25 protein-coding genes and 1 riboswitch are annotated in these 26,736 nt (G+C 59.9%); of the genes, 9 read left to right on the top strand and 16 right to left on the bottom strand.

What is annotated here, in order from left to right:
• Nucleotides 1-14: 14 nt before the first annotated feature.
• From AC1EJZ_RS03085 to AC1EJZ_RS03075, 3 genes are all read right to left on the bottom strand, one after another.
• Nucleotides 15-374, bottom strand: a complete 360-nt coding sequence (locus tag AC1EJZ_RS03085) for an NADH-quinone oxidoreductase subunit A (RefSeq protein WP_058237197.1) — start codon at nucleotides 372-374, stop codon at nucleotides 15-17.
• A 73-nt stretch (nucleotides 375-447) separates the two neighbouring features.
• Nucleotides 448-1,728, bottom strand: a complete 1,281-nt coding sequence (locus AC1EJZ_RS03080) for a geranylgeranyl reductase family protein (protein WP_480293930.1) — start codon at nucleotides 1,726-1,728, stop codon at nucleotides 448-450.
• A gap of 158 nt (nucleotides 1,729-1,886) precedes the next feature.
• Nucleotides 1,887-2,537 (bottom strand): ubiquinone/menaquinone biosynthesis methyltransferase, encoded by a 651-nt coding sequence (locus tag AC1EJZ_RS03075; protein ID WP_058237870.1) that lies wholly within the window; start codon nucleotides 2,535-2,537, stop codon nucleotides 1,887-1,889.
• A 156-nt stretch (nucleotides 2,538-2,693) separates the two neighbouring features.
• Between AC1EJZ_RS03075 and AC1EJZ_RS03070 the strand changes: the two genes are divergently transcribed.
• Nucleotides 2,694-3,980: an isochorismate synthase gene (locus AC1EJZ_RS03070; RefSeq protein ID WP_480293929.1), complete on the top strand. Its 1,287-nt coding sequence runs from the start codon at nucleotides 2,694-2,696 to the stop codon at nucleotides 3,978-3,980.
• A 385-nt stretch (nucleotides 3,981-4,365) separates the two neighbouring features.
• Here AC1EJZ_RS03070 and AC1EJZ_RS03065 read toward each other — a convergent pair whose 3' ends face one another.
• From AC1EJZ_RS03065 to AC1EJZ_RS03050, 4 genes are all read right to left on the bottom strand, one after another.
• Nucleotides 4,366-6,957 carry a glycoside hydrolase family 31 protein gene (locus tag AC1EJZ_RS03065; protein ID WP_480293928.1) on the bottom strand — a complete coding sequence of 864 codons (2,592 nt, stop codon included), beginning with the start codon at nucleotides 6,955-6,957 and terminating at the stop codon, nucleotides 4,366-4,368.
• 77 nt (nucleotides 6,958-7,034) lie between these two features.
• Nucleotides 7,035-8,930, bottom strand: a complete 1,896-nt coding sequence (locus tag AC1EJZ_RS03060) for a S1C family serine protease (RefSeq protein WP_480293927.1) — start codon at nucleotides 8,928-8,930, stop codon at nucleotides 7,035-7,037.
• A gap of 66 nt (nucleotides 8,931-8,996) precedes the next feature.
• On the bottom strand, nucleotides 8,997-10,673 hold the full coding sequence (gene menD, locus AC1EJZ_RS03055; RefSeq protein ID WP_480293926.1) for a 2-succinyl-5-enolpyruvyl-6-hydroxy-3-cyclohexene-1-carboxylic-acid synthase: 1,677 nt from the start codon (nucleotides 10,671-10,673) through the stop codon (nucleotides 8,997-8,999).
• Complete coding sequence (locus AC1EJZ_RS03050) at nucleotides 10,670-11,773, bottom strand: o-succinylbenzoate synthase (RefSeq protein ID WP_058237202.1); 1,104 nt, start codon at nucleotides 11,771-11,773, stop codon at nucleotides 10,670-10,672. Before AC1EJZ_RS03050 ends, menD begins: the two co-directional genes overlap by 4 nt.
• Before the next feature lie 26 nt (nucleotides 11,774-11,799).
• Between AC1EJZ_RS03050 and AC1EJZ_RS03045 the strand changes: the two genes are divergently transcribed.
• A complete protein-coding gene (locus tag AC1EJZ_RS03045) occupies nucleotides 11,800-12,144 on the top strand; it encodes a hypothetical protein (RefSeq protein ID WP_058237203.1) in 345 nt (114 codons plus the stop codon).
• Here the strand turns inward: AC1EJZ_RS03045 and argF are convergent.
• Complete coding sequence (argF, locus tag AC1EJZ_RS03040) at nucleotides 12,101-13,132, bottom strand: ornithine carbamoyltransferase (RefSeq protein ID WP_058237872.1); 1,032 nt, start codon at nucleotides 13,130-13,132, stop codon at nucleotides 12,101-12,103. The two genes, AC1EJZ_RS03045 and argF, sit on opposite strands and share 44 nt — an antisense overlap.
• A gap of 31 nt (nucleotides 13,133-13,163) precedes the next feature.
• Between argF and AC1EJZ_RS03035 the strand changes: the two genes are divergently transcribed.
• Entirely contained in the window at nucleotides 13,164-14,144 is a 981-nt protein-coding gene (locus AC1EJZ_RS03035) for a 1,4-dihydroxy-2-naphthoyl-CoA synthase (RefSeq protein WP_285014781.1), read from the top strand.
• A gap of 99 nt (nucleotides 14,145-14,243) precedes the next feature.
• Here the strand turns inward: AC1EJZ_RS03035 and AC1EJZ_RS03030 are convergent, their stop codons facing one another.
• The 5 genes from AC1EJZ_RS03030 to AC1EJZ_RS03010 form a co-directional block, all read right to left on the bottom strand.
• Entirely contained in the window at nucleotides 14,244-14,900 is a 657-nt protein-coding gene (locus AC1EJZ_RS03030) for a TenA family protein (protein WP_058237205.1), read from the bottom strand.
• Nucleotides 14,897-15,697 (bottom strand): bifunctional hydroxymethylpyrimidine kinase/phosphomethylpyrimidine kinase, encoded by an 801-nt coding sequence (thiD, locus tag AC1EJZ_RS03025; RefSeq protein WP_480293925.1) that lies wholly within the window; start codon nucleotides 15,695-15,697, stop codon nucleotides 14,897-14,899. Before thiD ends, AC1EJZ_RS03030 begins: the two co-directional genes overlap by 4 nt.
• Nucleotides 15,698-15,826: 129 nt before the next feature.
• Nucleotides 15,827-16,561 (bottom strand): thiamine phosphate synthase, encoded by a 735-nt coding sequence (thiE, locus tag AC1EJZ_RS03020; RefSeq protein WP_257590303.1) that lies wholly within the window; start codon nucleotides 16,559-16,561, stop codon nucleotides 15,827-15,829.
• A complete protein-coding gene (gene thiM / locus AC1EJZ_RS03015) occupies nucleotides 16,524-17,324 on the bottom strand; it encodes a hydroxyethylthiazole kinase (RefSeq protein ID WP_074026203.1) in 801 nt (266 codons plus the stop codon). Before thiM ends, thiE begins: the two co-directional genes overlap by 38 nt.
• Nucleotides 17,314-17,401: riboswitch (TPP riboswitch) on the bottom strand. It overlaps the preceding gene by 11 nt.
• Nucleotides 17,402-17,456: 55 nt before the next feature.
• Nucleotides 17,457-18,929 (bottom strand): L,D-transpeptidase family protein, encoded by a 1,473-nt coding sequence (locus AC1EJZ_RS03010; RefSeq protein ID WP_058237209.1) that lies wholly within the window; start codon nucleotides 18,927-18,929, stop codon nucleotides 17,457-17,459.
• A gap of 127 nt (nucleotides 18,930-19,056) precedes the next feature.
• On the opposite strand from AC1EJZ_RS03010, the gene AC1EJZ_RS03005 reads away from it, so the two are divergent.
• From AC1EJZ_RS03005 to AC1EJZ_RS02995, 3 genes are read left to right on the top strand one after another with little or no spacing between them, the layout of a single operon-like run.
• Entirely contained in the window at nucleotides 19,057-20,373 is a 1,317-nt protein-coding gene (locus AC1EJZ_RS03005; RefSeq protein ID WP_058237210.1) for an AMP-binding protein, read from the top strand.
• Nucleotides 20,374-21,255, top strand: coding sequence for a 1,4-dihydroxy-2-naphthoate polyprenyltransferase (locus tag AC1EJZ_RS03000; protein WP_058237211.1), 882 nt, complete (start codon nucleotides 20,374-20,376; stop codon nucleotides 21,253-21,255).
• 41 nt (nucleotides 21,256-21,296) lie between these two features.
• Nucleotides 21,297-22,010: a hypothetical protein gene (locus tag AC1EJZ_RS02995; RefSeq protein WP_058237212.1), complete on the top strand. Its 714-nt coding sequence runs from the start codon at nucleotides 21,297-21,299 to the stop codon at nucleotides 22,008-22,010.
• Between the two features lie 409 nt (nucleotides 22,011-22,419).
• On the opposite strand, the gene AC1EJZ_RS02990 is transcribed toward AC1EJZ_RS02995, so the two are convergent.
• The 3 genes from AC1EJZ_RS02990 to AC1EJZ_RS02980 all read right to left on the bottom strand — a co-directional run bounded on the left by AC1EJZ_RS02990 (nucleotide 22,420) and on the right by AC1EJZ_RS02980 (nucleotide 23,597).
• Complete coding sequence (locus tag AC1EJZ_RS02990) at nucleotides 22,420-23,088, bottom strand: histidine phosphatase family protein (RefSeq protein WP_058237213.1); 669 nt, start codon at nucleotides 23,086-23,088, stop codon at nucleotides 22,420-22,422.
• Nucleotides 23,089-23,185: 97 nt separating this feature from the next.
• On the bottom strand, nucleotides 23,186-23,284 hold the full coding sequence (locus AC1EJZ_RS02985) for a 30S ribosomal protein bS22 (RefSeq protein WP_003792170.1): 99 nt from the start codon (nucleotides 23,282-23,284) through the stop codon (nucleotides 23,186-23,188).
• Nucleotides 23,285-23,378: 94 nt separating this feature from the next.
• On the bottom strand, nucleotides 23,379-23,597 hold the full coding sequence (locus AC1EJZ_RS02980; RefSeq protein ID WP_070725342.1) for a helix-turn-helix domain-containing protein: 219 nt from the start codon (nucleotides 23,595-23,597) through the stop codon (nucleotides 23,379-23,381).
• A 161-nt stretch (nucleotides 23,598-23,758) separates the two neighbouring features.
• On the opposite strand from AC1EJZ_RS02980, the gene AC1EJZ_RS02975 reads away from it, so the two are divergent.
• From AC1EJZ_RS02975 to AC1EJZ_RS02965, 3 genes are all read left to right on the top strand, one after another.
• Nucleotides 23,759-24,562: a LacI family DNA-binding transcriptional regulator gene (locus AC1EJZ_RS02975; protein ID WP_480293924.1), complete on the top strand. Its 804-nt coding sequence runs from the start codon at nucleotides 23,759-23,761 to the stop codon at nucleotides 24,560-24,562.
• Entirely contained in the window at nucleotides 24,486-24,833 is a 348-nt protein-coding gene (locus AC1EJZ_RS02970) for a substrate-binding domain-containing protein (protein WP_480293923.1), read from the top strand. Before AC1EJZ_RS02975 ends, AC1EJZ_RS02970 begins: the two co-directional genes overlap by 77 nt.
• Before the next feature lie 223 nt (nucleotides 24,834-25,056).
• Nucleotides 25,057-26,712: a glycoside hydrolase family 32 protein gene (locus AC1EJZ_RS02965; protein WP_480293922.1), complete on the top strand. Its 1,656-nt coding sequence runs from the start codon at nucleotides 25,057-25,059 to the stop codon at nucleotides 26,710-26,712.
• Nucleotides 26,713-26,736: the final 24 nt, after the last annotated feature.

Raw genomic sequence — 26,736 nt, 5'->3', positions numbered from 1 at the left:
GTCCTCCTTCGCTCCTAGTAGTCCAGCCCGCCGCGGCGCCACTCGTAAATGTAGGGCACCGTGATCAGGGCGATAAAGGTCAACATGACAACAAGCCCGAACAAGCCCAGCTGGTTAAAGCTGACGGCCCACGGGTACATAAAGACGACCTCGATGTCGAAGATGATGAAGGTCATCGCGACGAGGTAGTAGCGCACCGGGAAACGGCCTTCCTCAATGTGCTGCGGGCCTGGATCAATGCCACATTCGTAGTTGTCAGCTTTGGTGCTGTTCTTGCGTGTGGGTCCCAGGATCGCTGATGCACCCAGGCCGCCCAGCGCCAGCACGATGGCTGCTGCGGCCATAATCAGCAATGGCACGTAGGGATTGGTCATTGTTCCTCCCGGTTATTGACGAGGGCGGTCAGCCCGATGGCACAACTGCAACACGGAGATTGCTGAGTCGATCTCATACCTTAGGCACCACCTTCGTGAGGGTAGTAATCAGACGGTCGTCCCATTGACCGCCGCTACGTTCAAAACCATCTGATAACAGTTTATGGACAAGTGTCATCAAGCGTGGGATTCCAAGCCCCGTATGTGTACACAAGTGCATCACTTTCGGGTTCTCGATCAGCCGCACGAAGATTCGTCCCATGGAATAGTACCCGCCATATTCCTGTTTCATCGCATGAGGGTACTCTTCCATCGCCTTATCCATGCCGGCAAGCGTCGTGCGGGCAAGACCCTGAGCCATCGCCATTGCAGCAAGACGACCCGCTTTCAGGGCCGGCGCGATTCCCTCGCCATTGAAGGGTGAGACCATTCCGCCGGCATCACCCACCAGCACCAGTGAGTTCGCGTAGTGGGGCGTGCGGTTAAAGCTCATCGGCAACGCTGCGCTGCGCAGGGGGCCTACCTGATTGTCAGGCGTGAAACCCCACTCGTCGGGAAGGGAATCGACCCATTGCTTCACCACTTTGTGGTACGGCAGTTTGGTTGCCTTCGCATCTGAAGAGACTGATCCCAGGCCGACGTTGACGGTGCCGTCACCCATCGGGAAGATCCAGCCGTAGCCGGGCAGCGGCTCGGATTTGCCGGGCTGTCCTGCATACAGTTCGAGGTGGGATTCCATCCACTCTTCATTTGAGCGAGGTGAGCGGAAGTACGTGCGTGCCGCCACTCCGAGGGGACGGCGCGGATTCTTTTCACGTCCCATTGCGGTGGCCAGTCGCGCCGACACGCCGCCTGCATCCACCACAAGTTTGGCGTGGAACTCGACATCTTCAGCGTCTTTACCCTGCCCGATGCGCGCGCGCACGCCAGTGATGCGCCCAGTTGAGTCAGTCAACGGTCCTGTCACCGTACAGTTTTCGACCAGGCGCGCACCACGATTGCATGCGTGCTGAATGAGGTCTTGGTCGAGTTCCGTGCGGCGACGTGTCATGCCGTATCCGGGCAGTGATTTTTGGTCAGGCCATTCCAGTTGCAGGCGATGCCCGCCACCAATGACCGTCAATCCGCGGTTACGCGTCCACGTGCTTGTATCGACGCCCATCACAATGAGTTCGTACACGGCTGCAGGGGTCAGCCCGTCGCCGCATATCTTGTCCCGCGGGAATGATGCTTTTTCAAGTACGAGGGCATCAATGCCGGCACTTGCCAGGTGGTAGGCAGTTGATGCACCTGCCGGCCCGCCACCGACGATTACGACGTCAGCATCATCATGCTTCGCCACACCGTCAGACACAGTGTCTCCTCTACTTGTTGTCAAGCCTCATTCGACTAGCACCCTACTCCGATTGCCCCAAAGGGCGCATTTCGTCATTTTGGCGCGAAAAAAGACTGGTTCTTTGATGTATTTGAGAAAGGGGGCCTTTACCTATTTCAGGTATCGTGAAGCGCGTCTCATTGGGCACGTCGGGCACGATGCAGCGCAACGATGCCGCCTGTCAGATTCCTGTACTCCACGCTCTCCCATCCGCTCCGCGCGATCATCTGCCCCACAGTGATCTGGTCGGGCCAGCTCTGGATCGTCTCAACCAGGTAGTCGTACGCCACGTCGTCAGATGAAACCAGGCGTGCCAGCGTCGGCATGACCACCATCTGGTGGATGCGGTACAGGCGCGAGAAAATCGGGTCAGTCGGGTGGGAGAATTCACAGATCACCAGTCGCCCGCCCGGTTTCGTCACGCGTGCCATTTCACGCAAGGCGCGTTCCGGGTCGCTGATATTGCGCAGCCCGTACGACATGGTCACGGCGTCGAATGTCGCGTCTTCGAATTGGAGGTTGGTGGCATCGCCCTGAACAAATGAGATCTCCGGGTGGCGCGCACGGCCTACCGCAATCATTCCTTCTGACAGGTCGCACGCCGTCACGCGTGCGCCACCGGCAGCGATCGCCGCAGCTGATGCACCGGTTCCGGCAGCAAGGTCGAGGATTTCCTCCCCAGACTTGCCATCGACTGCAGTGCGCAATGCGCGCAGCCACACATGATCCATCCCACCGCTGGCAAGTGCATTCATCATGTCGTATCGACGTGCCACGGAATTAAACATTGCCGCAACTTCGCCGGGATCCTTATCCAGTTGCGCGCGCACGCCCGCCGGTGAGCTGTCGTCATTGAGGTCAGCGTCCTGGTCATAGACGTCGTAGTTCAGACCTGCCGTTTCATTCATGTCTCTATCTTTTCATGGTCTGGATACGATGGCCTCATGTCTGGCACTTTCGGTTCCGTATCTCTCAATGGCAAACTCCACGTCTCTATTGCATCACTACCGCCTTCACACCTCTGTGCGACGCGTCCGCTGGCCTCACTGCTGCCCAGCCCTGCAGACGCGTTGACGTGGTTGGGAGATCGCTGTTCGATCGTTGCCGATGGGCGCACTGCCACGATCACTGTGACAGGTACACAGGCCATCAGGCAGGCGTCGTCAGAGTGGACGAACGTGTGCCAGGACGCCCTCGTCGATACTGATTCGACAATTGACGAGGGGAGCTCACGCCTTTGTGGACCGGTTGCATTGGCCTCGTTCGGTTTTGCATGGAATACGCGCGGTGTCCTGATCATTCCGCACACCGCAATCGTCGAGCGCGATGGCGCGCGCTTCGTGATCACGACGGCGCTCGACCAGGATCCTGCTGATCCGATTCAGGCAGCCTCCGCTCTTGCCGAGGCAGCGCTCAGTACGCAGCTGACTACGCCGAAAGGACTGATGACACAGGCCGGGCGTATGACGCAGAACCAGTGGCTCAGCGCGGTGCGCCGCGTGATCCGGCGCCTGAACTCGGGAGCAGCATCGAAAGTGGTGATGAGTCGCGACATGGTCGTGGACAGTCCGACCGCTATGGATGAGCGATACCTGGTCACCCAGTTGCACGAGCAGTTTCCTTCGACCTGGACATATGCCGTTGCCGGTTTAGTGGGCGCCACACCGGAGATATTGGCGTCTAAAGAAGCTGATCATGTGTACTCGCGCGTCCTGGCTGGCACTGCAGCTCCCGGAAATGCTGACGAGTTGATGTCGTCAGATAAGAATCGTCGTGAACACGCTCTGGCCGTTGAATCTGTCACCCGCCGCTTCGAACCGATGGCCACGTCCGTCGAGTGCCCGCCCCAGCCTAGCGTGATCGAACTTCCAAACGTCATTCACCTGGCAACCGAAGTCAACGCTGTTGTGCCGGATCACTCCCTCCTCGACGTGGTGGCTGCTTTACATCCCACGGCAGCGGTGTGCGGCACACCGACAACACTGGCGTACGATCTGCTGGAATCCTTCGAGCAGACGCGTCGCGGCCGCTATTCAGGCCCGGTGGGCTGGGTCGATGCGAATGGCGACGGTGAGTTCGGCATTGCGTTGCGATGCGGACAGTTCACGCGTGAGCGCACACAGATCCGTGTCTTCGCTGGTGGGGGCATCATGCCTGACTCCGTGCCGGAGATGGAACTGGCCGAAACGCGCGCGAAGATGTCCCCTGTTCTGGACGCGCTGGGCGTGTAGATTGCGCGATTGGGTACTGGTGGTATCCGCCTAACGGAAGTATCGGCGGCCGTGCGGCGCGGCGTGGTCACGTCGGTGCGGGCGTGCACCGACCCCTCAAACTGGCGGGCGCACGTGCACATACCCCTAAAAAGTCTCGCCAGAATGCACATACCCCTAGAAAAGGCGGTTCGCCATTTCATCGCTTTCCCATATGCGCAGGTCACGGGGTGTTGCGCGGAGAGCGCCAGCGGACGGTCGCGGTTCTTCTAGGGGTATGTGCACAAAATGCCGAAGATTTAGGGGTATGTGCACAAACAGATCGAAAATCTAGGGGAATGTGCACGATTCAGCCTTAAATCTAGAGGTCGTGCGCCAGCAGTCGGGCGATGCGTGAAAAGAGCCTCTACCTAGATGACGATGCTGGCGGACATGCGGGAACTACATGCGGCTGGGAGGTTCGGGTCAGGATCTCATCGAGAGCGCTGCGCACGCTGTCAGGAACCACAAGGTATTCGGGTTTGTGCGGCCACTGTATCGTCGGGGTTGGCTCACCCAAAGAGGCGAGGCCACCCAAAGCGCGTTCACCTTCCTCACGAATCATCTCGATCGCGCGTTCCTTGGCCGGATAGCCGATCTGCGCCTTGAACAGCAGGTCGAATGCGTCATCAAACCACGGATCGTCCGCCACTGTCAGTGCTTCCGCAGACATCTCAACCGTAACCTGCTGATCTGCCGGAACGTCAGCAATCGTGACTTCATAGGACAAGGTCTTGTTGCAGTAGGTCAGCGCCACGCGTTCAGAGGCAACCTTGGCGTTGTTGACGGTGATCGTCACGTCACCCTCGTCAATGGGCGCAACGCCGCGGAAGACGAGGGTCCACGTGCGCGTGGCCGGAAGAACGTCGACATGGTCGGCAGGCGGGTAAATGGTGAAGGTGCGCGTGTCGGAATCATCAGCAGGTGACCAGTTCAGTGAAAGAGTGGTTGCGGCCCATGCGACATTTTCCTGTGCGGCTCCGTCATCTTCCCACAGGACGAATTCACCATTATCACCGGGCATGACGATGACGCGCAGATGCTCGGGGTTGTCAACATTGTTGAGCTGGTCGAGCGCATTATCCTGCAGCGGGATGATTGCGCCTGCGGGAGCGAAAACCGGGTAAGAATCCAGATCGCGCCATACGCGCAGGCGACGGCCGGCTTCACCGCGAGATTCGACGCGTCGACCTGTAAAGAAATCGAACCACGTGCCGCGCGGGAACCAGACGTCGGCCTGGGCTTTCATCGTGTCGTGCTCGCGTGGATCAGTGATGGCAGCGACCAGCAGCTGCGAACCGAAGCGGAATTCGTGCGGGTGATCGCAGGCATCGGCAGTCTCGGGTGCCTGCCAGTACATCGGCTCAACGAGCGGCCGCCCCTCGTAAGCGGTGTGCCTGTTCATCGTGTACAGGTAGGGAATCAGTTGGTGGCGCAGACGAAGTGCCTGGTTCATCACGCTGCGCGTCTCGTCGTGGAAGTTCCACGGCTCCTTTGAGTTGAAAGCTGATTCAGTGGAGTGCAGGCGGTTGATCGGGCTGAAGGTACCCAACTGGTACCAGCGTGCCTCCAGTTCTTCGTCGCGCACACCGAACATATGTCCGCCGATGTCGTGGCTCCACCAGGAGTATCCGATGTTGGAGGCCGTGGATGTGAAGAAGGGTTGGAACTTGAGCGACTCCCACGACATGACCGTGTCGCCGGAGAATCCAACCGGGTAGCGGTGCGAGCCTGGCCCTGCGTAGCGCGAGAAGGTCAGCGGGCGCTCCCCTGCCTGCGCGGAATCGAGGAAATGCAGGTGGTTGATCATCCATAGCGGGTCCAGGCCGGGCTGACGGGTTGTTCCGCCTTGCTGCCAGTCAAGCCACCAGAAGTCGACCCCTTCCTTTTCCATGGGGTGAATGACTTCTTCGAAGTAGATCTGCATGAAGCGCGGATCTGTCAGGTCAAATTCGGCCGGGTCCTCACTGGCCGGATCGATTCCCATGCGTGTGGCGACCCGCTGGTATGCCTCTTCAAAGGCACGGATCCCGTCGGCCGGATGCAGATTCAGCGTCGTGCGCAGCCCTCGTTGATGGAGCCAATCGAGGAACTGTTCAGGTTGCGGGAACAGGTCACGATTCCATGTGAATCCAGTCCATCCGGTGCCGTACTTCGGGTCAATGTCGTGGACAAGGTGCCAGTCCATGTCGATTACGGCAACGGACAGCGGCACGCGCTCGTCCTCAAAGCGTGTGATGAGCTCGCGGTATTCCTCGTCCGAATAGGCGTGGTAGCGGCTCCACCAGTTGCCCAGTGTGAAGCGCGGCAGCAGCGGGGTCGGGCCTGTCAGCTGATAGAAGTCGCGCACCGCGTCCGCAAAATCATGCCCGTAGGCAAACAGATAGAAGTCGTGGGACGAGGGTGTCGCTCCGGACGGCTCATCCGGATTACGGGGCTGGACCCACGTACCGAATGCGTTGTCATGCCCGTCAACTTCGCTGACTTCGCGGATCAGGTTGGACTGGGAATCATCGATCACAGCCCACCCGTCGAATGCTGCGAGGCCTTCGTCCAGTTCAACAGGACCGTCGATCTGGTCGAGTGTACGGGCGGTGCCGCCCAGGTTGGCCCGAGCCGGTTCCGAGAAACGCCAGGTGGATCCCACGCCCTTGATAAACGCAGACAACCCGAAACGGGAAAACGGTTTTTCGTCGTAGGTGATACGCACAGCGTCCGTATCGATCAGGACGCGCCCGTCGCGCCGGGTGACGCGGAATTTTGGAGTATCCCCAAAACTGCGGTTCAGAACGATCTGAGTGGCGTCGTCAACGAATTCGTCGGTGTCGGACCATTCGAATCGGATCAGCCGGTCGGTGATGATGCCGATGCGCCAGTGGGGCCCGCTCACTGTTCGCTGCGGATCCATCGAGGGGCGTGCCCCTATTTTGTCCATACTGAACAGTGAGTCGGCCACCATGGCGCTGTATCCTTCCAAGTTCAGGAGATATTGACCCGTTTAACAAGATGTTGACACGAGCATAGATCCTGGCATTTCTATTTCTGGATCTGCGATTGGAGTGTCACATCTGCACTGGCCAGTTTGCCGTCACGCACATATTCGATGCTGACGTGGTCGCCTCCAGTGTAACGGCGAATGTAGCCGGTCAGAGACTTTCCGGATTCAACCGCATTACCGTCGACGGCGGTAATGACGTCACCAGCTTTCAGCCCTGCCTCGGCCGCGGCTGAGCCATTGTTGACCTCGCTGATGGCGGCACCCATGCGCGTGGTGCCATCGACTGTGGCTGTGCCGGTTGTAATGAGCACGCCCAACACAGCGTGGTCGACTTGTCCGTTCGCGATGATCTGTTCAGCGACAGACTTCACGAGGTCCGATGGAATTGCGAAACCAAGTCCGATCGAGCCTGCAGATGAGGAATCTGAGCCCATAGATGCGATCGATGAGTTAATACCGATGACTTTGCCCTGGGCGTCAAAGAGCGGTCCGCCGGAGTTTCCCGGGTTGATCGAGGCGTCCACCTGAATCGCATTGGTGATGACCGATGGGCTGGTTTCCTTGTTCTGATTTTGAGGAAGCTGTCCGAAGGGGTCACGTGGGTCGATCTGCTGCTGGTTGTCCTGTTGTTCGGTTGCCACCTCGACTGGGCGGTTGAGTGCTGAAACGACGCCGGTGGTGACGGTTGACGACAGACCCAGTGGCGATCCGATCGCCATCACGTCCTGTCCCACCTGGACATCCGCAGATGACCCGAATGCGGCGACAGACAGGTCTGCGGGAGGATCCACAATCTGCAGCACGGCCAGGTCGGTACTCGAATCGACGCCGACAATTTCGGCGGCATAGATTCGCCCGTCAGACAAGGTGACGCTGATTCGACCATTTGAGGCATTTTCAGCCGCTGATACAACGTGGTAGTTCGTCACGATGTGACCGGCTGAGTCGTACACGACGCCCGATCCGATGTCGGCGGTTTGCCCGCCTTGGACGTTGATGGACACCGTTGCGGGAGAGACCGCTGCGGCAACTTCTGCCCACGTCGCATCGCTGCTGATGACAGGTGCAGGCTGTTGCGAGGCGTGCGAGCTCTGCGAACTGGTAGCAGTTGCCGTCGAATTATCTGAACCGACAAATTCATTAATCCCCCACGCGCCGCCAAGCGAGAGGGCAACGGCCACAAGCATCGCAGCAGCAACTGCGCCCCAGCCCGGCCCATTTTTCCGCGTCTTTCGTACACGTTTCGTGGAGGATGCCGGCGCGGCAGTGGCGACTCGACCATAGGAAGCGGATCCAGACTCTGGGTTCGGTGATGCATAGGGATTGCGGGAATCGTGCGAGTACTGGTCACCTCGTGACGCACCTGCATACTGGCCGGATTGCGTGTACTGGCCGTTCGCCCCCTGAGCATACTGGCCGCCCTGCAGGTATTGCGTGCGCTCAGATGACTCACCTTGGTCATACGACTGCCTGTGCCCGTACGACTGGCTCTGGCCACTCGCCGCACTTTCTTCATACGACTGGGAGCTCGGGGCTACGAAGCCATCGCTGCCGCCTGCGTAGGCCGAAGAACCGCGCCCTGCATAGCTGGGCCCGTCCGGGCGGATATATTCCGTCGAGTTCGAGGGCGACCCGTAGGCATATCGGGATCCCTGCTGAACCTGCCGGCTCTGCCCGGTTTGCTCACTTGACTGGCCCTGATATCCCTGATCGCCCTGATTTCTCTGATCGCTCTGATAACCTCGCTCCTTGAGATCGCTCTGTTCACCCAGATCGCCCCGTTCGGCGCTATCGCTTTTCGAACGCGGCAGGTCACTCGGCGGCATATATGCCGACGAGTGGTCAGAGGTTTCCTGTGGCGCGTAAGCGTCGCGCCCATCTGGTGTCTCGTTCTGATCATTGAATTCAGATCGAGGAAATTGCTCGTTTGTCATACGTCCTTCTTTTTCTGGTCTGTGTGATGCCCAGTATGACAAGGGATCTTCCAGATGACCTGAAGGTTATCTGGAAGTTTTCTGAGAACGTGAAGGTGTGAGAATTCTCCGCATACCGTCAGCATCCCTCGTCAATTTGACATGAATCACAGACGGTTCATCGATGGGGAGTGCCAGGGCCTCTGCCACGTCATCCAGGCTCGCGGCCGTGCGGTATGACCACCCGTAGGCTCGGCATAGTGATTCGATATCAACGCTCTGCGCGCAGCCAAACCATCGCTCGTACATCGATTGAGGTGCCTGTCCATGTTCAAGCGAGGCGAAAATGGATCCGCCCTGATCGTCCAGAACAATGATCGACAGCGCTCCACCACCGCGAAGCGCCAGTGCCGACGCATCATGGAAAAAAGTCAGATCCCCCATTACCGCGCGCACGCGCGCACCGTTGGCACTGCACCCCCACGCCGTGGCAATCGTGCCGTCAATCCCGGCCAGACCGCGGTTCGACACGACGCTCGCCTGGGCAGGCGTACGGATCGCCAGGTCGAAAGCACGCACAGTGTTCGATGCTCCCAGAACCAGTACGTCGGTTCCAGTGTCGCGCCAGATCAGGTCCGCCACAGTGAGCATAGAGAACTGCTCGGGATCGAGCGCATCATCGGCATACCCTGAACGCTCACGCAGAGAGTCACGCCACTCGCCCCCCTCGCCCAGAGGCACATCACACAGCGAGGGCACAACACTGCTCGCCCTGCCTGCAACATCTGGCCATTCCGTATGCTCGCTGACCACTACGATGCGAATATCATCGCGCGCAAGAAGCCTGGAAACAGGGCGCGACAACGTCGGTCGCCCCGTCACGATGACCTGCTCGATCTGGCTGAGCACGTCACTGTCACTGAGAATGCTTTGCTGATGCGGAATCCACGCGGAGCTTCCCGTCAGCCCGCTGGTTGGCTCAGCGAGCAGCGGGATCCCGGCGCGCTCAGCCCATGCGGCGCTGTCGCGATGCGCACCGTCGCCGGCAATCATCACAGTGCGCAGATTCGGATCCACCACCTGCCGCCACGCGACCGGCTCACGCTCACATAAGAAGAAGCGGGTCGCAGAAACGGCGGGGTCACCCTCGTTCATCAGGATTTTCTCAAGGTCACCGGCACTGGCAGGTGCAAGAGGATCACGAAGTGCGACATTGAGGTGGACCGGGCCGCGATCGGTGGCTGACCATCCGCGAGCGGCAGCGACGAGGCGTCCAACGCGGGCCATCAAAGCCCGGTCAGCAGTGGTATCAGCGGGAATGTCACACGTCATCGACACGTGCGAGGCAAAGATCCCCGCCTGCGTCGTCGTTTGCGAAGCTCCCACGGATCGCATTTCGAAGGGACGGTCAGCGCTGACCACGATCAACGGCAGATGGGAATGGTGAGCTTCGGCGATGCCGGCGTGCATCTCGGCAACGGCTCCACCTGACGTCATGATCAGCGCAACGGGCCGAGGCTCATGTGCCGCAGGAGTGAAGTCAGGTGTGGCCAACTCGTCGGCGCGAGACAGGCCGCCTGCAAAGAAGGCGGCATCACGCTCATCGAGCACAATCCACGTTCGGATATCGAGGTGGCGCTCACACGCGTCAAGCGCATAGGCGAACGGGGCTGATCGCGACCCGGGACTGTAGACGAAGTCACGCACACCGTGAGCTGCGAGCGCACGAACGATTCCAAGAGCAAGGCGAAGTGACTGAGTCATTGGCGTTCCTCATTCAGCACGGCGCACATGGCGTCTAATCGGTCGATCCACCTGTCCCGGCATCCGGCCGGCAGGGGGCATGCGTCAATCAATTCCTCATCCACTCTCATGTCATGCACCTGAATTCGGCCTGACTCCACTTTGAGCGGTTCGCGCACGGTGTCAGCAGCGAACAGTTGCGCAGTTGCCAGTCCGCACGCCGTTTCGACAGGCAGGCAAGCCGCCAGTTGGAGGCCGCGCGCCAGCCCAATGGATGATTCGAGGGCGGAGGAGACCACTACTTTGATGCCAGCTCGTTCAGCAATCTCACGTGCTGCGCGCGCCCCTCCCAGCGGGGCAAGCTTGATGATCGCCACGTCGGCAGCGTGAGCACGAATAACGGCATAGGGATCTTCGGCACGTCGGATCGACTCGTCAGCGGCTATTGGCACGTCAACGCGGGCCCGCACGCGCGCCAGCTCTTCGACTGTGCGGCACGGTTGTTCCGCGTATTCCAGGCCACCGGCGCTGGCCGCTGCTTCGTGCAGCGCAGTAATCGCCGCGATAGCAGTGGGCACGTCCCACGCCATGTTGGCATCGATGCGCACATGCGGATCATCGCTGATGCGGGCAAGCTCGCGGGCAACAGCGGCAACGCGTTCACAGTCCTGGTCCACAGTCATCCCCGGGTCTGCCACCTTCACTTTGGCGGTCGTACATCCTCCGCTGGCTTGCACACGCTCGGCTGCCTGAGCTGGCGTTCGGACAGGGATCGTGACATTGACGGGGACGCTGGTGCGCCGGGCCGTGGGCGGCGTCTGCGTTGCAGCTTCGAGGGCGGCCATCAGCCACCGTGAGGATTCAGGCGGGCCATAATCCCAAAACGGCGCCGCTTCTGACCAGCCTTCAGGGCCGTGCAGCAGGAGGCCTTCTCGCTCCGTGACTCCACGAAAGCGCGTGATGAGCGGCGTGTGGTAGATCAGGACGGTGTCGATAGCGTCCAGCGTGCGGCGCGTGGCCGGTGCCAGCTCAGCGATGCGGACCTGTTCGATCGCGCATGAAGCGCCCGATCTTTCGCGAAGCGGATCGCCTGAGATTTGAGAGTGGTCATTATGTAACATCGCAGCCCTCCACGTAGGGTGGGATCATGATTCTGATTGCCTTGCTCTTCGGATTGATGGTGCTGGCAGCGGCACTGTGGCTGCGTACCGATTCTCCGCGTTCACGATGGTGGCAGAACGCGAACGGACTGGTGGATGAGAAAATGGCGTTCGCCACGATCCCGGGCCTGGCTGGCGTGCTGCTCGGCATCAGTATCCTCGCATTGGGGTCGATGATTCCCAACCCCGCTGGCCGCTGGATTACAGGCGCGGCAGGTGCTCTGCTCCTCATAGCCAGTATTGTCGTCTCCATGATGGCCTTTGGACGAAAGCCGTTGCCGTCGTGGCTCACGCCTTCGTGGTATCACTCCGACCCAAAGCGGCGACCATAACAGCTTTAATCGTGTGCATGCGGTTCTCGGCCTGATCGAAGACGATGGAGCGCGGCCCCTCAAACACCTCGTCGGAAACTTCGATTCCATCCAGGCCAAACTCGTCAAAGATCTGCTGTCCGACGGTGGTCTTCAGATCGTGGAATGACGGCAGGCAGTGCATGAATTTCGCATCGGGACCGGCTTGTGCCATGAGCGCTTCGTCAACGCGGTAGCTGCGCAGCAGGTCGATGCGGTGCGCCCACACATCCTTAGGCTCCCCCATCGACACCCAGATGTCCGTGTGGACAAAGTCGACGCCAGCGACTGCGTCGACATCCTCGGTAATGGTCAGACGCGCACCCGACTCGTCGGACCGTGCCTGAGCCGCCTCGATGACGTCCTGCGGTGGCCATAGTTCCTTCGGTGCAATGATGCGGGTGTCCATGCCGAGGATCGCGCCGTTCACCAACAGGGACCGCCCCATGTTGAAACGCGCGTCCCCGACGTAGGCGTAGGCAATGTCATGGTCGTCCACGCCCTCGCTGTGTTCTCTCATCGTGAGTGTGTCTGCCAGCATCTGCGTCGGGTGCCATTGGTCGGTCAGGCCGTTGAATACCGGAACGCCTGAGTACTGTGCCAGCGTGTCCACAACTGATTGGTCGTCACCGCGGTACTCGATCGCGTCGAACATACGTCCCAGCACACGAGCGGTGTCCTCGATGGATTCTTTGTGTCCCATCTGTGAGCCTTGCGGATCGAGGTAAACGGTGTGGGCTCCCTGGTCTGCCGCCCCGACCTCGAATGCGCAGCGCGTGCGTGTCGATGTTTTCGCAAAGACGAGGGCGACGTTGCGTCCACTCATGAGTTGTTGTTCAGTGCCATTCTTCTTGGCTGCTTTCAGCGCTGCTGACAGGCATAGCAGGTTGTCCCATTCTTCGCGCGTGAAGTCAAGTTCACGAAGCAGGGATTGTCCGGGGCGCAGCATGGATGACAGATCTGTACTCATGGCTTCCAGATTAGCCGCTAGTGTGGAGGTCATGAGTGCTCTTCCATTTGTGTCCGACACCTTCGATCCTGATCGCTGGCGTGTTGTCGAGGGGTTCGAGGACCTGACCGACATGACGTATCATCGCGGAATTTCGCGCGGATCTTGCGACGGAGCGGCAGCCGGACAAGATCTGCCCTGGGTTCGTATTGCCTTTGATCGCCCAGACATTCGCAATGCTTTTCGACCGCTGACTGTCGATGAGTTGTACCGCTGTCTGGATCATGCGCGGATGAGCAGTGATGTTGCCGCGATCATCCTGACTGGCAACGGGCCGTCTGCCCGTGACGGTGGCTACGCGTTTTGTTCGGGTGGTGATCAGCGTGTTCGAGGCAACGACGGGTACCGCTACGAGGTGGATGGTGCTGACGCGGACGCCGATGTGTCGAGCCGGCGTGAGCAGATCGATCCGGCTCGGGCGGGACGTCTGCATATTTTGGAGGTTCAGCGCCTGATCCGCACCTGTCCGAAAGTCGTGATCGCTGCAATTACCGGGTGGGCTGCCGGTGGCGGTCACTCATTGGGAGTCGTGTGTGATCTGGCGGTCGCTTCCCGCGAACATGCTCAGTTCATGCAAACGGATGCCAACGTGGGGTCCTTTGATGCGGGGTACGGTTCGGCGCTGCTGGCCCGTCAGGTCGGTGATCGGCGCGCACGCGAGATTTTCTTCCTGGCTCGCCGCTATGACGCGGCAGAGGCGGAAGCGTGGGGAGCCATCAATCGTGCGGTGCCGCATGAGGATGTGGAAAATGTGGCGCTGGAGTGGGCGCACACGGTTGCCGGCAAGTCTCCGCAGGCGATCCGCATGTTGAAGTTTGCGTTCAATCTGGCTGACGATGGTCTTGCCGGGCAGCAGGTGTTCGCCGGGGAGGCAACCCGGATGGCGTATATGACGGCGGAGGCTCAGGAGGGGCGTGACGCGTTCCTCGAGCACCGCTCCCCCGACTGGTCGACCTTCCCGTACTACTACTAAAGCCGGCCGGCTGACAGCTGGCCATTCATACTGCTGACGCGTGGCCCGTCGTCGGGTGACCTCACTGCGCCGGCCGACAACTGTCGGTGGCCTCGCGCATTACAGTGGCCACTGCTGACCTGTCCACGCAGCGTCGAAGAACATCCACTCATAGCGCGACGCAACTTCACATGCTTCGGCCATTCGCTCACGACCTGCTTCGTCACTGGCCTGCGAATATAAGTTGGCGTAGTGTTTCGCGCGCCGCGTCGCTTCCTCGAATTCTGGCCCCGTGTAGGTTCTGATCCAGTCACCGTAGGGGTGTGCGTCCAGCTCATCCTCGGAGTGGACACCCTCGCGGAGCCGATGCCCGACGAAATCGTAGAGCCAAAAGCATGGCAGCACTGCTGCAATGCCAACCCCCTGCGTCTCGGCATGCGTGCTGGCCAGCAGGAATGACATGTAGGCGCGACATGTGGGGTTCATGATTGCCCCCTCAAGGACGTCCACATGTGAGGCGTGCAGCGAACGCTCATCCACCATTGTCTGATGCGCACACCCCGACCAGAACGTCACTTCGTCAGCGTCACTGGCGCCGGCTGCCAGTGCGGACAAGGCGCGCGAATAGTCAATCAGGTACAACGCATCTTGGCGTAGGTACTCGTGGAATGTCTCCAGCTCAAGCGACCCGTCGGCAAGTGCGCAGACAAAGGGATGCTCACTGATCGCGTTGCGCACCGGTTCGATGCGCTGCCATACCTGGTCGGTAAAACTCATGATTCCTCATTCCACAGGTCGACAAAGTGATGAACGGGACCGTGCCCCCTGCCCACATCGAGCGAGTCGGCAGCCAGGATCGCGCGCGTCAAGTAATCTTTCGCCTGAGCAATCGCATCAACCCAGGTGTCTGTGCGTGGGCGTCTGGCCGCTATGGCACTGGACAACGTGCATCCGGTGCCGTGAGTGTTCTGCGTGTCGACACGCGTCCCCTTCAGGAATGTGACCCCGTCACCATCAATCAGCACGTCTGTGGACGTGTCGGTCAGGTGTCCGCCTTTGATGAGGACGCGGGTCATGCCGCGCGCGAGAAGTTCCTTGCCCTGGTCGGTTGCTTCGTCCAGCGTTGTCGCCACATCGCAATCCAGCAGCACGGCTGCTTCCTGCAGATTCGGGGTAATAAGGTCAGCTTTCATGCACAGGTCGCGCACAGCGTCGATGGCGTCCTCGTCAACCAGTCGGTCACCGGAGGTCGCCACCATGACGGGGTCAAAAATCGTGTTCGAAAGGCGCGGCAGATACTCACCGATTGCGGCCGCAAGTTCCGTGCTTGCCACCATTCCCACTTTCGTGGCGTCCGGAGTGATGTCGTCCAGCAGCGTGTCCATCTGCTGGCGCACGAAGTCCACCGGGACGGGGAACACGCCTCGCACTCCTTGCGTCGATTGGGCGGTCAGCGCCGTAATGACACTCATTCCGTAAGCTCCTGAGGCGCTGAACGATTTGAGATCTGCCTGAATGCCTGCCCCACCGCTGGGGTCCGATCCGGCGATTGTTAGGGCTTTGACTGTTTTCATAAGATGTTCTCCTTCATCGCATGGATGATGCATGCGCTGTCATTCGGGGCTTGGATCATGAGCTGGCGGACGCACTGGATACATAGCCGGCACGTGCTGAGTCCCTTCCTCGGGGTCTGAATTGGGTGGTTAGTGACCCGCGCTGCGCAGGCCTTCTGCCCATTGATCTGCCAGTTCGCGTGCAGCTTCGCGCGCGTCGGGTGCTAGGCAAATTGCGGACACGACGGCCGCTCCGTCCAATCCTTCACGTGCCAGCGGTGCCATATCCGGTGCTTTGATGCCGCCGATTGCCACCGACGGCAGGTGTGTGCTGCGTGCGATCTGTCCTGTTCCATCGATGCCATGTTCCTCAGGAGCATCGGTTTTCGTGGATGTATCACGCACGACACCAATGCCGATGTAGTCGACGCGCCCCGGGTTCTCTTCGGCTTCCTTCAGTTCCTCAGGGGTGGAGGCCGACAGGCCGATGATGGCCTCGGGACCGATCAGCTTGCGGACAAGGGCAACCGGCAAGTCGGTTTGTCCAACGTGGACGCCTGCAACGGTCGCGCCCGCCTGGCGTGCCGCCAGGAACACATCCACACGATCATTGATCAGGAGTGTGACCGAGTCAGCGACAGCGTCGGCCACTTCCATCACTTCGTTGAAGAAATCCAGTGACTCAGCGTCTTTACACCGAAGCTGCACGCATGTCACTCCTCCGGCGACAGCTTCTGCCACCGTTTGCGCAACGGTGCGTCCCGCAGCGTGGCACATGTCTGCGTCCGTGACAAGATAGATGCTCAGGTCGAGGGATGAGACAGCCTTGTTCATCACTGGCCTGGCCTCACTGCGCGATGATGGTGACGCGTTCAAAGTCCTCATCGCGGAAGTTGTCCAGCGCGTCGAGGAACTCCATTTGGAACGTGCCGGTTCCGCGTGCACGCTCCGCCGCGATTTCCGAGGCCGCCGCATACAGTGCGTGAACAGCAACCAAACCGTCAAGCTGGGTCCGAGCCACAGAGGCGAACGCGCCGGCCAGCGCGCCAAGTGAGCATCCCGCCCCAGTGATGCGGGTCAGCATATCTGAGCCACCCTCGACACGCACGATTGCGTCCGCTGAGACGATCGCATCGGACTTGCCGGACACAGCCACCAACGATCCATATTCGCTGTTGATGCGGCGGGCGGCATCGATGGCGGCGTCCACCGCATCAGCGGAGTCAACACCGCGGCCACCTTCTCCCAGACCTGCCAGAGCAATGATTTCCGACGGGTTGCCTCGCACAATTGACGGGCCGAGGGCGACCAACTGATGCGCGAGCTGCGTGCGCACCGGCAGTGGCCCGATGGCAACCGGGTCAAGAACCCAGCACGTGCCCGCTTCGTTGGCGCTGGTGGCGGACTCCAGAGCGGCTTCGCACTGAGTCGGCGTCGGGGTTCCCAGGTTGATCAGCACAGCATTGGCAATTGCGGCAAAGGGACCGGATTCGCCGGGGATATCGACCATTGCCGGCGCTGCCCCAATGGCAAGCAGGGCGTTGGCCGTAAAGTTCGTGACTACCGAGTTGGTGATGGCTCCAACGAGCGGGTGGTGTGTTCTGACAGCGTGTAAAGCGTCGACGCATTGGGTATGGAAATTCTCCATCGGACATTCCTTCGTCAGCATTATCTGGACAGGTTCAACGGGTTTGATCTCAGCGTGAAGCACCCCGTGTCACTGATCACAATGCTATCAGGTTTATACGAAAAGGTCGAACTGCAATGATGAGCCTGCTGCTCAGTAGTGTGACACCACCACTGTGCCGACAGGGGCCCAGTTATAGATCCACTGCGCACCATCAACCGGCATATTGACACAACCGTGCGAGCCACCTTCACCTGACCACCCAAAAGAGCTGCGTGAGGGCGCGCCGTGCAACGCGTAGTCACCGTGGAAGTATGACACCCACGGTGTGTATGTGCAGTAGTCGTAGCCGGGGCTGCAGCCCATCATCTGGTCCTGATGCTTGAGGTAGATGCGGAACGTTCCGGTAACGGTTTCCCACCCGGGCTTGCCGGGAACCATCGGGATCGGGCCCTGGACAACAGTTGCACCTTCGTAGGCGGTCACTGATGCGTTCGACAGGTCCACGTCGATCCACTTTTCACCAGGAGCTGCCTGATACACCTTGTCGCCAGCACCATCCGCAATCTCGCGGGTGGTGAATTCGGGTTCGGTCTGGTCGTAGTCAAAATCGCCTTCGTAGGCGGTGCCGTCTTTCAGGGCTGCGAGCAGCTCATCGGCCACCTTGCCAGCGTTGTTGACGGTCCATCCGCTCTTACCTGGATCCGCGACCGCGACAACGTCCCCACGCGAATTGACGTTCTTGACACCCTTCGTGGGCTCTTCGTTGGTGGACAGCGCGGTCGATTCAACCCACGCGCGAACTGGTTTCTCATTCCACGTGACATCAAGTGCGCCTGTGTTGGCGGCAGCACCCTTGCCACCAGCTCCGCCCGCGGCGTTCAGATCCGGCAGCGCGATCCACGTCGAGCGTTCACGCGCATCGGGTGAGTAGGTGTGAATACCGTCAGTAATCGATACAGGAATTTCCAGCATCGTGTTCGCCTTGTCTGCAAGTTGCTGAGCAATTTGCGTGGTCACCGTCGGGCTGACGGCGATCATCGGCAAGTCAATATCCTGGGTAGTCAGCGTGCGCGCAGCTTCATCGCATGCACTGGCAAGCTGCTCGAGGTCGACACTGTGCCCCTCCTGTGCTTCAATCACGCTGAATGCGCCACCGTCTTCGTTGAACTGGATGGAACCTTCGCGTACGGGCTGGTCAACAGAGGCGGAAACTTTCTGAGTCAATGCCTGCGCAGCCGCATCATCTCGCGAGGTCACCACCTGGACATCCCGCGAGGTAAACAGTGAGGAGATGCGTGACAGGATCGAACCGTTGGGAGCGAACACATCATCCAGCGTGGCGTCGGTGTCGATGGTGATTCCCACTTCTTCCAGCGTCGCGCTGGTCAGCGTACCGTCAACCGTCACATTGATGCTGGCGTGTGAGGCTCGCTCCTGCAGACCTTGGGCAATTTCGTCGCGGTTTTGTCCGGACACGGACTGTCCGGCGACAGTGGTTCGCGGCAAGGCGCGGTCAGCGAAGTAGGCCGCGTACGCACCCACACCGATCACTGCAACGAGCAGTGCTCCTAGTAATGCGATCAGCGCCCATGAGGCTTTCGCTGAGAGCTTCCCAATAGTCATACCTCGATAGTAACGAGGCTATCGGTGCAATTCCATGTCGACTTGCCCACGATCTCATCTCCGCACACGTTAATTGACCGATTGGGCACTACGATGGTTCAGAAAAGCCGTTTGTAAAGGAGGACAAGTGCAGACCCCTCGTGTCTTAGTCGTTCCGGGAGGCACTTCCGTTGGAGCAGCGGCTTTGGCTTACGCCTCGCTCAGCAAACTGGCTGAACAGGCACGCACAGCATCAGACGGCGCCATGGACGAGGCACCCTCGTCGCACAAGCGAACAGTCGTGGTCATGCGTCCTCCCAGCGAGATCCCCCATACGTCCTTGCGCCATCTTCAAACCGATGTGTCGCACGCTTTTCCTGAACTACCCGAAGACGTCCGCAATGACCCGGCTCTTCTGGACGGCATCGACGTGGTGATTCCGACGTCGGGGTCATCAACGGGAACGCCTCACCTCGTTGGCCTGTCCACCGAGGCATTAATCGCATCCGTGCACTCCACTCACGCGGCGCTGGAGGGGCCGGGGCGTTGGATTCTTGCGCTTCCTGCCCATCACATCGCCGGTGCTCAGGTCCTCATGCGCAGTGCAGTCGCCGGTTTCAGCCCGATGGTGGTGGACACGGATTCAGGTTTCCGCCCCGCTGACCTGCTCTCTTCCATCGCGGGTGCCACTCAGGATTCACATGTGCCAGGGTATCTCTCGCTGGTACCCGTGCAGCTGCGAGCGTGTTTGGATGCCGGTGAGGAAGTTATTCGCGCACTGGCCTCGCTTGCCGGTGTCCTCGTCGGCGGTTCTTCCATAACCAAGGAACTCCTGCAGGCTGCGCGCAACCACGGCATCCAGGTGGTCACGACCTATGGCATGACTGAAACGGGTGGCGGCTGCGTGTACAACTCACGTCCCTTGCCGGGGGTAACGGTCCGCGCTGTCGACGTTGACGGGCAATCACGCTTGGCAATTGCCGGGCCCATGCTCATGACAAAGTACCTGGACGGCCCCTCCCCCTTCATTGACGAGGGTGGCGCACGGTGGCTGCTGACAGGTGATATCGGTCGAATTGCCTCTAATGGCGACGTTCAGGTGCTGGGGCGCAGCGATGATGTCATCGTGACGGGCGGCCTGTCAGTGGCACCTGGTCCGGTTCGTGATGCCGTGTTGTCAGCTCCGGGTGTGCGTGACAGTTGGATCCTCGATCTTGAAGACGAACGCTGGGGGCACGTGGTCACCGCCGCGGTGGTGCGCGATAGCTCGCACAGTGCGGATCTGGATTCATGGGCGCGCTCCATTCGCGATCACGTGGGAGCGCGCCTGGGCCGAGCGCAGGCTCCACGCGTTGTTGTACCGCTTCACACACTGCCCATGCTGGAATCCGGGAAAGTTGACCGGAGCCGTGTGCGGGCACTGGTGATGGAACAGATCGAACACGGGGAGCACTGGCGACGCTAAATGGCAACTGTTCAAGACTGGATTGAGGGCGCCCGCCTTCGCACACTTCCGGCCGCTCTTGCGCCCGTGATTGTGGGAACTGCGGCTGCAGCTGAGCTGGATCAGTTGCACTGGGGGCGCGCATTGCTCGCACTGTGTGTGGCGCTGGCTTTGCAAATCGGTGTGAACTTTTCGAATGACTATTCTGACGGCGTGCGTGGAACGGATGACTTTCGCACCGGCCCGCCACGTTTGACGAGCGGCGGCTCGGTCTCTCCGCGCGTCGTCCTGGCAGTGGCGCTGGCTTGTTTCGCTGTGGCAGGCGTGGCCGGTCTGGTTCTGATCGCATTGTCTGGCCAGTGGTGGTTGCTGGTGGTGGGCGTCGCGGCAGTTGCCGCCGCATGGTTCTACACTGGTGGACGCAATCCGTACGGGTACATGGGTGTGGGACTGTCCGAGCTGATGGTGTTCATTTTCTTCGGGTTGGTCGCAACTGTGGGCACCACATGGACGCAGACTCTGAGTGCTCCCTGGTGGGTGTGGTGTGCCGGAGCAGGCATGGGGTTGGAATCGATCGCCTTGCTCATGGTGAATAACTTGCGTGACATTCCCACGGACAGGAACTCTGGGAAGATGACTCTGGCTGTCCGTTTGGGCGATCCCGCTTCGCGAGCGGCGTATTGCGCGCTCCTCATAGCCGCAGTTGTGGTGCTGGCGATCAGTGTGCATTCCCCGTGGTGGGCGGTGTGTGTGGCCGCTGTTCTGATGGCCGGCACCGTCATTCCCGGTATTCGAATCGTTCTCAACGGTGCGGTTGGCCGCGATCTGATACGCGCCTTGAAGTACACGGGGATCGCGACGCTGGCGTGCGCCGTCATCGTTTCAGTGGCCATCGTCATCTAAGTCGTGTCGAGGCATGGTCGTTCCTGACCTAAAATGGTGGGATGGTTCGTATTCTTGCCGTTGTCCTGTGGATTGCCGTCACTATTTACGCAATCGCTGACTGGGCACGCACTCCTGATGATGAAGTGCCTGGTCGTATCGGCCGTATGTGGTGGCTGACGATCATCGTCATCACGATGCCGTTTATTTCCATCGGGTCAATCGTGTGGATCCTGCTGCGAACCATCACGCGCGCCGAATCCGGGGAAACCACGGGGTTGTCGGACTTGACATCAGAATCGAATCCGCTGCGTTCTGGATGGTCCCGGCGACCTGACCGTTCGCAGTCCTCGCAGCGTCGCGAACCACTGGCACCCGACGATGATCCGGATTTCCTGTTCCGCCTGGAACGTGACATTCAGCGCCGCCGACGCGAGCAGGCTCGCAATGAGGAAGCGCACGGAGATCACGCGAAGCCCGTTGACAGCGACTCGAGTTCTCCTGACGAGCCTGGATATCGCGTGCCGCCAGCCGGTTCCACATCAGTTTCTGATTCCGACCAGTCAGATCCGGCTGATTCATTTTCCGAAGAAGCAGACGCGACAGGGCCCGATTCCGACACCGATGCGGATCCAACAAGCCCTGATTCCTCAACCAATGCAGACGCGCCAGAGCCTGATTCCACTAGCAATGCGGGCCCAGCAGGTCGCGATTCCTTCACCGACGAAGATACGTCCGAGACTGGCGACCCGTTGGATGAGGACCCCGAGCTCTAACACTCACTGTCACTCATCACAGACATCTCCGAGCGCTCTCGTCTGCTCCGTCTCGCACCATCTGCCCCTCTCGCCCCTCTGTCCGTTCTCTCCCCATCTGTCGATCTCGAGCTCGCTCGCGAGTTCCACACCGATGTGTCGTCACCGTTTGCGCAGTTCAGGCGGGTGCTAGTGAAAATCCCGCCTCGCAGACTGCCTTCAGATCGACAGTTGGGTGCAGAAAGAGACAGGCAGGTTCGGGAGGGGACAGTTGGAGGCAGAGGTACGCGCTAGACCGTTTATTGCGGTGCTGCCGCCCGCGCCTGACCGACTAGACATAGCCACGCACCGCCCGCACTCGAACAGGCCGACATCAAAGGGCCGGTACCGATAGGCTGCCCCAACCAGCCGGATACGCAGATGTCAGTTACTACCGTTTGAGCTGAGCTTCCGACGCACCTGGAGTCATGTCGGCCGCATGAGCCAACATGTCCTTGCATGGTTCGGAATAGTCGAGACCCACCAGCGTCGAGCCGCTGAAATGGAAGCTCGTCACCGATGCCAGGGAACAGACACGAGACAGTGGCGAGTGTGCCAACATGCGACCCTGCACGAAACGAGTCAGCGCTGTGATCGGCATTTGGTGAGAAACCACCAACGCTTCATGCCCACGGGCCTTGTCCAGGGCTGAGGAAACTGCCGCACTCATTCGCGACGCAGCATCAGCATAGGATTCTCCCCACGAGGGACGTAACGGATTGAGATAGAGGTGCCAGTAACGCGGATGCAGTAAGAGTGCACGGTTGGCGTTAATGGGCAGACCCTCGAAAGCTGAATCTGCTTCGATCAGGCGCACGTCCGCCTGGACAGGTACGTCAAAGGCCCGCGCGGTCGGAGCAGCGCTCTGCTGAGCACGTTTGAGTGGCGATGCAATAATGGCCGTGACATCGGCGCCCTCGTCAATGAGGTACTGAGCGACCCGTTCCGCCATCGCGTGCCCGAGCTCAGTCAGGCCGAATCCAGGGAGCCTTCCGTACAGAACACCGTCGGGATTATCGACTTCCCCGTGGCGCATCACGTGGATCGTTGTCAGTTCCATGGTTGTCACCCTTCGATGGGTTTGTGCCGCTGGTCGGCTACTCAGGTTGATCAGATATAAAACGAGACCCGACCACGATGGCCGGGCCCCGGTCGCGTCACTTCTTGTTACGACGCTGGTGCCGTGTCTTGCGCAGCAACTTGCGGTGCTTCTTCTTTGCCATGCGCTTACGGCGCTTCTTGATAACGGAACCCATAGGGCCCTCCCTCGTCATTCACAAATTGAATGCAGTCATGATGGTGCATGACAGCTACGGTCTGGGGTACCTCGAAAGATACAACCCTACTATCCTACCCGCTTATTCCACTTTGACGTTCATCGGACCATTGCGCAAGGCCGGCATCGATGATGTGACTCACTGCAGCCTCGGGCACTCTGAAGCTGCGGCCGACGCGAAGAGCAGGCAATTCACCCTTGTTAATCAAGCGGTAGACAGTCATTTTGGACACACGCATGAGATCTGCCACTTCCGCAACCGTCATAAAACGGGGCGCAGGTGAAGAGTCCATTGCGTCTCCCAAAAACAAAGAGGCGGGCAGGTCTGATCACTGCTCCGAGAAGCCTCGAGCCCTATCTTAATGCCATTCAGGACTTTTTCAGCAACTATCGACGAAAAACCTCCTCATCCACTTTCACTCTTTTGTATACACAGAGGTTTATTCTGATCCACATGGAAAGCCGCATTACGATCGCTGATATCGCGCAGCATGTCGGGCTGTCCACCGCGACGGTCAGCATGGCGCTCAATAGCGTTCACAAGTCACGCATCCCTGAGGCCACCATTGAACGCGTCCAGCAGGCTGCTCGCCACCTTGGCTATGTACCCAATCTCACAGCGCGTAATTTACGTACCGGCACGACATCGACGGTTGGATTCGTTTCCAGTGGAGTGACCGTTACTCGATTCGCATCGCAGATGATCCGTGGAATCCTCGACACCGCAGACGAGCATTCCTTCTCAGTCCTCATGATGGAAGTCGACCGAAGCCCCGACGGCATGGCGCGCGCACTGAGCGGCCTCAGGTCCCGCGCAGTCGAAGGATTTGCAGTCGGCCTGATGTCCCCACGCCTGGTCTCCTTGCCGCATTTGACGTCAGGATTGCCCGGAGTAATCATTAACGGCCAGGCCGACGGGTGGCATTCGATCATGCCTGACGAGGAAGACGCGGGTCGCCGTGCCATTGCCTACCTGCGAGCGCATGGGCACCGTCGCGTGGCTCTGATCGGGCGCTATCCGACTGACCCCGCACCCGAAGTATCCATCTGCATAGGAGCCCGCTTGCGCGGTATTGACGCAGGATGCGCTGCGTCAGGCGTACAGATCGTTGATGAGGTTCCTGGGGGAAGCATGGGAGTCTCCGCTGGGCTTCGAAGGTGCGAATGCGATCCTCGATCGATTGGATCGCAGCGGCGGAACGGCCATCGTTGCAGCCAACGACCGAATCGCAATGGGCGTGTACCAGGCGCTCTGTGATCGGAACCTGCGGGTGCCTGACGACATGTCGGTGCTCTCGTTTGATGATGAGCCACTTGCCAACATGATGCGCCCGCCGATGACGACGCTGCATCTGCCGTACCTGGAGATGGGCGCCCTTGGGATGGAGTTCCTGGTTGACTGTGCCCGCTCACATGGGCGGGCACAGAAGAATGCAGATAATCACTCATCGCAGTCGGAGCCCCACTCGGAACCAACCCTTGTTCATGTGCCGATCGTGGAGCGGGACTCCGTTCGCACAATTGGGTAGCGCCCTCTGCTGGGCACGGCTTGGCGCCCTCTGCTTGACAATGACTCGCGCCACCAGCGAGGCGGCGCTACCTAGCGCCTTATGTGAGAGCTGCCTCGCAGCGTCAGGTGAACGCTGGCAGGCATCGCCTTGAAGCGCGCCACCGATGCTGTTTACAGTGATGGGGACAGCTTGGATACCTTTTCGCGCCCATTACTGGCGCATCACAGGAGGCTGACACCTGATGAGTACGCCGACGGATTCGCACGATATCGAGCCGACCAATGAAGGCGCACAGATCCCCGAACAGGAAGATCACCTGAACGCTGGGAATACGCATGCCTTGGCACACGAGCAGCATCCCCTGTCCCACGCACCGCTCACCCTCGCACACGAGCAGGCGCTGGAACGCGCTGAAAGAGCCTCTGACCAGCTTGAGCGCGCACGCAACGACCGCTGGTACCCCACCTTCCACATTGCTGCTCGAGCAGGGTGGATCAACGACCCGAACGGACTGTGCTACTTCAACGGTCGCTACCACGCGTTCTATCAGCATCACCCCTACGGCTCCGCGTGGGGTCCGATGCACTGGGGCCATGTCTCATCTGCTGATCTGGTGACCTGGCAGCGCGAGCGAATCGCCCTCGCCCCCAGCATTCCGGCAGATCAGGATGGCGTTTTTTCCGGCTCCGCCGTCGAGGGGCCAGACGGCCTGCTGTATGTGTTCTACACCGGAAATCGCTGGCTTGACGGCCACGCGGACGGTCGCAGCGAACAGACGCAGTGCCTGGCGGTATCTGAGGACGGCCTGACTTTTCACAAGGAAGGCGTCATTATTGACGCCCCTGGCCTCCCGAACTTCCGTGACCCGAAAGTGTGGCGTCAAGGCGTTACGTGGTGCATGGTGCTGGGCGCGACCTCTGAAGCTGATCGCGGCCAGGTTCACCTGTATACCTCACCGGACCTGCGCACCTGGAGCTTCGACCGCGTCCTGTTCGAGGATCCTGATCCGCGCGTCTACATGCTTGAATGCCCTGACCTGTTCCCCTTGGGTGGCCACTGGGTACTGTGCTACGGGCCGATGAACAACGCACGCGCATCCGGCTACGCCATGCGTAACGGGCATAACGCCGGTTACGTCGTAGGCGATTGGACGCTGGGCAGCGATTTCCATCCATTGACCGATTACGCCCAGTCTGATTGGGGCTCAAACTACTACGCTCAACAGACCTTCGAGGCTCCTGATGGCCGACGCATCGCACTGGCATGGATGGGAGGATTCACGCTGCCTCTCGCACCCCAGTACAGCGACAACTGGTCCGGCCAGTTCACCGTGCCGCGCGAGTTGACACTCACCGAGGACCTCAAGCTGGCCGCCACTGCCCTGCCTGAACTCAACAGGCTGGAATGTGGTCGGAACACCCTCGGCACTTTTGTTCTTGACGCGAACCGCGACAGGCTCCTGGTTGACGACGGGGACGCATTCGCCATTGACATGGTTGTTGACCTGTCTGCCACCACCTCTGAGCAGGTTGGATTGCGTGTCAACGAAACATCGGACGGATCCTACACGTGGGTGGCGTACGACGATCTGGCGCGCCGCATCGTTGTCGACAGGCGTACGAAGGCAGGAACTGATCGCGGCTACCGCAGCGCCCCCATCGACATGGACGAGGGTGACTCCCACCTGCGGATGACTGTCCTGGTTGATCGCGGATCGGTGGAAGTGTTCGCGGGGCGCAACACGGCGACTCTTTCTGCTTGCGCTTTCCCTTCTGAGGGTAAACGCCGTACCTCGTTGTCCAGCATCTCCGGGATCATCAGCGTTGAGGAGCTGACCGTGCGCCACTTCGACTCCATCTATTCTGATAACGGGTCCAACCCGCGTACGATGGGCTAGCATCACAGTGCTGACCCGCCTCGG

The organism is Pauljensenia sp. C0170B5 (assembly GCF_056590195.1).
Note: the sequence above shows the minus strand (reverse complement) of the source record. Positions and strands in the feature narration are given on the sequence as shown.